The sequence below is a fragment of the Shewanella sp. CAL98-MNA-CIBAN-0140 genome (assembly GCF_040309905.1).
GTDB lineage: Bacteria > Pseudomonadota > Gammaproteobacteria > Enterobacterales > Shewanellaceae > Shewanella > Shewanella psychromarinicola.
This window is the reverse complement of the sequence record NZ_JBEOPI010000210.1, coordinates 1-260: the sequence shown is the minus strand read 5'-3', so window position 1 is coordinate 260 and position 260 is coordinate 1. Positions and strand designations below refer to the sequence as shown.

Annotated in this window: 1 pseudogene; it reads left to right on the top strand. The window is 46.2% G+C overall.

The window, feature by feature from the left end:
• Positions 1-260 (top strand): annotated as a pseudogene (locus AAEY93_RS20790) (aconitate hydratase AcnA); the annotation flags it as partial.

The window sequence follows — 260 nt, the reverse complement described above, 5'->3', positions numbered from 1 at the left end:
GAACAGTTCAATGCCGTCTATATCCCGATGTTTGATGAGGCCAAAAAAGACACGGGCAAAGCCTTAAGCCCATTATATAACTGGCGTGATCAGACCACTTATATCCGCCGTCCACCCTATTGGGAAGGCAAAATGGCGAAGAAAAATGCATTGTCTGGTATGCGCCCATTAGCGGTACTCGGTGATAACATCACCACCGACCATATGTCACCGTCGAATGCTATTTTAGGTGATTCAGCTGCTGGTGAATATCTTGATAC